The sequence below is a fragment of the Nocardioides sp. genome (assembly GCF_025964975.1).
GTDB lineage: Bacteria > Actinomycetota > Actinomycetes > Propionibacteriales > Nocardioidaceae > Nocardioides.
The window spans coordinates 1-4,791 of record NZ_JAOPXV010000036.1 but is presented as its reverse complement, the minus strand read 5'-3'; the positions used below and the strand labels follow the sequence as shown (position 1 = coordinate 4,791).

Here is a 4,791-nt window from a genome sequence, read left to right as displayed (position 1 = left end):
CGAAGAGGGTGAAGCGACGGTCGCAGCCGTCGACCTCGGTGTGGACCTGGTAGGCACCGAAGTGCTGGGTGATGCCACCGGCCTCCTCCGCCCCGACGTTGGCGTTGCGCAAGGCGTCGAGGAGCTTGGTCTTTCCGTGGTCGACGTGACCCATGACCGTGACGACCGGCGGACGGATGACGAGGTCTTCCTCGTCGCCCTCATCGGCGCCGAACTCGAGGTCGAAGGTTTCGAGGAGCTCGCGGTCCTCGTCCTCGGGCGAGACGACCTGGACGACGTAGTTGAGCTCCTCGCCGAGCAGCTCGAACGTCTCGTCGCCGACCGACTGGGTGGCCGTGACCATCTCACCGAGGGAGAACAGCATCTGCACCAACGCAGCAGCGTCGACGTTGATGCGCTCGGCAAAGTCGGTCAGCGAGGCGCCACGGGGCAGACGAACGGTCTCGCCGTTGCCCTTGCGGACGCGCACGCCACCAATCGTCGGGGCCTCCATGGCCTCGAACTCCTGACGACGGGCGCGCTTGCTCTTGCGTCCACGGCGCGACGGACCACCGGGGCGACCGAAGGCACCCTGGGTCTGACCGCGCTGGCCCGGACGCTGGCCCGGACGACCGCTGGCGGGCGGCCCGAAGCCGCCGGGACGGCCCGGAGCACCGCCGGGGGCACCACCGGGTGCGCCGCGACCGGGTGCACCACCGGGGCCACCGCGACCGGGAGCACCACCGGGGCCACCGCGACCGGGAGCACCACCGGGGCCACCACGACCGGGAGCACCACCGGGGCCACCACGACCACCGGCGCCGCCGCCGAAGGCAGCGGGCGACTTCGGCATCATCGCGGGGTTGGGGCGCGGCATACCGGGACGCGCGGGGGCTCCGCCCTCGCGAGCGGCCGCTGGGCGCGGCGGACGCTGGTCGGCGCTGGGCGCAGCTGGCTCAGCGCTGGGGGCGGGCGCCGGTCGGCGGCCCATCCCCTGGCTCGGAGCGAAGGGGTTGTTGCCGGGACGCGGCGCGCCCGGACGGGCACCGGGACGGGGGGCAGGCGCCTTCGGGGCCTCGGCGGCCGGAGCCTCGGGCTCGGCGGGACCGTCGGTCTCGTCGACCACCGGGGCCGGTGCCTGGGTTGCCTGCGGCTCCGCGGCAGGGGTGGGCTCCACGACGGGAGCCTGCTCGACGGCCGGCTCCTCGACGGGGGCACTGGCCTGCTTGGGGCCGGGCTTGGGGCCGGGCCGGGCGCCGGGCTTCTTGGCTGCGGCTGCATCGGACGACGCGGGTTCGGCGGCGGGCGCTGCGGCGGAGGACGCCTTCAGCTCTTCGCCGTACTGCTTCTTGAAGCGCATCTCGACGGGAGGCTCGACAGTCGACGATGCCGACTTGACGAACTCACCCATTTCCTTGAGCTTCTCGAGAACGAACTTGCTCTCGACGTTGAACTCTTTGGCGAGTTCATGGACTCGGGTCTTGGCCACGTGAAACTACGCTCCTTCTGGTTCCGTCAACCCAGAAGGAGGGCGAACGGAGACGCTAGTGGTGCAAACTCATCGGAAAGTACTCATCGAGTGCTCATGAGCTGCTGCTCCAGCTTCTGGTCGGTGGGTCTGGCTACTGGTCCTGGTGCTGCTGTTCTGCGAGCGAGTCGAGGTAATCCCTCACCGGTGTGCTGGCCGGCCCTGCCCCGAGGCGCAAGGCCCGGGGGAAAGCCCGCCGACGAACCGCGAGGTCATAACACTGTGCCGTGGGATGCAGGTGCGCCCCCCGGCCCGGTGCCGTGCCGCGTGGATCGGGGCACACGGCCGGCTGGCCCTGGGCGTCCGAGCCGACGACGACTCGTAGCAACTCGCTCTTGGCGGCTCTGGCCCGACAGCCGACGCAGGTGCGCACAGGCACACCGGCAGGGCTCTCGGTCAAGGAATCCACCATCGGGAACTCTATCGCGTCCGCAGCGATTCCCCGAATGGCGAGGTCAGGGCCGAACCGTGTCCCGCGCCCGGGCGGTCCCGAGCCTCACTCGTCGTCGACCGGCGCCGGCGCCTCGTCGGACCTGATGTCGATGCGCCACCCGGTCAGTCGAGCGGCGAGGCGGGCGTTCTGGCCCTCCTTGCCGATGGCGAGGGAGAGCTGGAAGTCGGGTACGACGACTCGGCACGACCTGGCTGCCAGGTCGACGATCTCCACCGAGCTCACCCGCGCGGGGGAGAGTGCGTGTCCCACCAGCTCGGCCGGGTCCTCCGACCAGTCCACGATGTCGATCTTCTCGCCGTACAGCTCGGCCATCACGTTGCGCACCCGCTGACCCATCGGCCCGATGCAGGCGCCCTTGGCGTTGACGCCCGGGACGGAGGTGTGCACGGCGATCTTGCTGCGGTGACCGGCCTCGCGGGCGATGCCGGCGATCTCCACGGTCCCGTCGGCGATCTCCGGCACCTCGAGGGCGAAGAGCTTCTTGACCAACGTGGGGTGGCTCCGCGACAGCGTGATCTGCGGGCCCCGCATGCCCTTGCGCACCGAGATGACCAGGCACTTGATGCGGTCGCCGTGGGTGTACTCCTCGCCGGGCACGCGCTCGCCGAGCGGCAGGTTCGCCTCGATCTTGCCGAGATCGACCATCACGTCGCCGGGGCTGCGGCCCTGCTGGATGATCCCGGACACGATGTCGCCCTCCTTGCCGGAGAACTCGCCGAACCGGATGTCGTCCTCGGCGTCACGCAGCCGCTGCAGCATGATCTGCTTCGCGGTGGTGGCGGCGATCCGGCCGAAGTCCTCGGGAGTGTCCTCGTACTCCTCGCTCGCGGTGCCGTCCTCGGCGACGTCACGCGCCAGCACGCGCACGTGGCCGGTCTTGCGATCCAGGACGACGCGGGCGTGCTCCCCCGCGCCGGGGCTCTTGAGGTAGGCGGTGAGCAGCGCCTGCTCGATCGCCTCCACGAGCACGTCGAAGGAGATCTCCTTCTCGCGTTCGAGCATCCTCAGGATGCTCAGGTCGATGTCCATCAGGCGTCCTCGCTGTCGTTGCGCTTCTTGCGGTTGAACTCCACCTGGACCAGTGCCTTGGCGACGTCGGCGTAGCGGATGTCGCGGCTCTCGCCCTCGATGTCGAGCGTCACGTGGTCATCGGTGGAGGCGAGGATGCGGCCGGTCATCTCGTCGCCCTCGACGAGCGTGACCCTGACCAGCCGGTCCTCGTTGCGGCGCCAGTGGCGCGGGAGCGTGAGCGGTCGATCGACCCCGCGAGACGTGACCTCGAGCGTGTAGGGCAGCTCGCCGAGCACGTCGGAGTCGTCGAGCACGCGGGAGACCTCGCGGGTGGCATCGGCAACATCGTCGAGCGTCACCCCGCCGTCCTTGTCGATGGCGATGCGCAGCACGCGGCGCTTTCCCGCCGAGGTCAGCTCCACGGCCTCGACGTCGAGGTCCATGACGCGAAGTGGCTCGGTGACCTCCGCCTCGATGCGATCCCTGGTGGCGTCCTGTTTGGCGCTGCTCACGATCGTGCGACCTCCTTGTGCTGTTGTTGCCGCAACGATAGCCGCTCCGAGACGGTGTGCCGACCGCCGAGTTAGGGTCACGCTCGTGTCCACCTTGCGCGTCGTCACGTCGCGGCGAGCGGCCATCTCGCTCGCGGTGGCCGCACCTGCGGCGCTGGGCGCGTGTGAGCTGGACCCCCCGTCGGCCACTCCCCCGCAGACTCCGCCCCCCGGGCCCGTGCCGGACGCCGAGGTCGTCGCCTCCGCCCGCACGGCGATCCTGCAGATGGTGTCCTCGCTCGAGGTGGTGCAGGACGCCCAACGCCGTCTCGGCCCCGAGCTGGCGCCGTGGCGAGAACTCCATGCCGCTCACCTCGAGGTGCTCGACGACGGCTCCGTCGGGGAGCCGCTCCAGGACCCTGGCCCAGCCGTCGACGCGCCGCGGGCCCGTCAGCGCCTGCTGGCGCAGGAGGCGCTCCTGGCCGACACGTTGGCCGACGGCGCCCGCCAGGCGGCCAGCGGCGACCTGGCGCGGGCCCTGGCCAGCATGTCGGCCGCCATCAGACAGCGGTTGCTCACGTGAGCACGATCGCATCGCTCCAGACGACCCTCGCCGCCGAGCACGCCGCGATCTTCCTGTACGGCGACGCGGGCGCCCACACCTCTCAGTCGAGCGAGCCACAGCTGTTCGGGGCCATCTCCTCGCTCTACCGGGCTCACCGCGCCCGGCGCGACCAGCTCACGCTGCTCCTCGCCGACCGCGGCGCCACACCCGTCGCAGCGGAGCCGACCTACGACCTGCCGGCGCCGTTGCGCACTGCTGTCGCCGTACGCAGGCACGCACAACGGATCGAAGAACGCTGCGCAGAGGTGTACGCCGCGCAGGTCGCCCACACCACGGGCGCGGACCGCGACTGGGCGATCTCCGCGCTGAGCGAGGCCGCGCAGGCCCGCATCGTGCTCGGTGGGCCCCCCGAGACGTTCCCCGGAGCTCGCGAGCTCTGAGGGGGGAAATGCAGGAACGGCCTGCATACTCACCAGTTGAGGAAGTCCCGAGATCTTCCCCATCTGGCGAGATGCAGACCGCTCCCGATGGGGTTGTCAGCATCACCCTGGTGGTCTCCCAAATGTGGGGTGGTCGACCACCTGCATAAGTGTGCAACACAAAGTGGTTGACCAGCCAGCGGATCACGCTGCAGGTCTTTGCACTGCGAAAACCTGCAAAAGTCAGCGCAGCGAGAACACGGCGGCGGGGGCCTGAGCCAAGGACCGCACCACCGCGTCGGAGTGCTCTCGGTGTGGCCGACCTGGTTGCTCGGGATGGAGCT

The 4,791-nt window shown here is 70.3% G+C and carries 6 protein-coding genes; 2 read left to right on the top strand and 4 right to left on the bottom strand.

Translation table 11 applies throughout. The annotated features are described in order from the left end of the window. The 4 genes from JWN68_RS02880 to rimP form a co-directional block, all read right to left on the bottom strand. Positions 1–1,468, bottom strand: a 1,468-nt coding sequence (locus JWN68_RS02880; protein WP_297734404.1) for a translation initiation factor IF-2 N-terminal domain-containing protein, incomplete at its 3' end; no start/stop codon positions are given. A gap of 133 nt (positions 1,469–1,601) precedes the next feature. Next, positions 1,602–1,919, bottom strand: a complete 318-nt coding sequence (locus JWN68_RS02875) for a YlxR family protein (protein ID WP_297734402.1) — start codon at positions 1,917–1,919, stop codon at positions 1,602–1,604. A gap of 84 nt (positions 1,920–2,003) precedes the next feature. Beyond that, positions 2,004–2,990 (bottom strand): transcription termination factor NusA, encoded by a 987-nt coding sequence (gene nusA / locus JWN68_RS02870; protein WP_297734400.1) that lies wholly within the window; start codon positions 2,988–2,990, stop codon positions 2,004–2,006. Further along, positions 2,990–3,484, bottom strand: a complete 495-nt coding sequence (gene rimP / locus JWN68_RS02865) for a ribosome maturation factor RimP (RefSeq protein ID WP_297734398.1) — start codon at positions 3,482–3,484, stop codon at positions 2,990–2,992. Before rimP ends, nusA begins: the two co-directional genes overlap by 1 nt. Before the next feature lie 85 nt (positions 3,485–3,569). Between rimP and JWN68_RS02860 the strand changes: the two genes are divergently transcribed. Together JWN68_RS02860 and JWN68_RS02855 are read left to right on the top strand one after the other, a co-directional pair. Next, positions 3,570–4,046: a hypothetical protein gene (locus JWN68_RS02860; protein WP_297734396.1), complete on the top strand. Its 477-nt coding sequence runs from the start codon at positions 3,570–3,572 to the stop codon at positions 4,044–4,046. Next, positions 4,043–4,468, top strand: a complete 426-nt coding sequence (locus JWN68_RS02855; RefSeq protein ID WP_297734394.1) for a ferritin-like domain-containing protein — start codon at positions 4,043–4,045, stop codon at positions 4,466–4,468. Before JWN68_RS02860 ends, JWN68_RS02855 begins: the two co-directional genes overlap by 4 nt. Positions 4,469–4,791: the final 323 nt, after the last annotated feature.

What these genes read in the sequence shown, in the direction of transcription:
- JWN68_RS02875 (WP_297734402.1), bottom strand. Translation starts at nt 1,919, where the DNA reads ATGGTGGATTCCTTGACCGAGAGCCCTGCCGGTGTGCCTGTGCGCACC.
- nusA (WP_297734400.1), bottom strand. Translation starts at nt 2,990, where the DNA reads ATGGACATCGACCTGAGCATCCTGAGGATGCTCGAACGCGAGAAGGAG.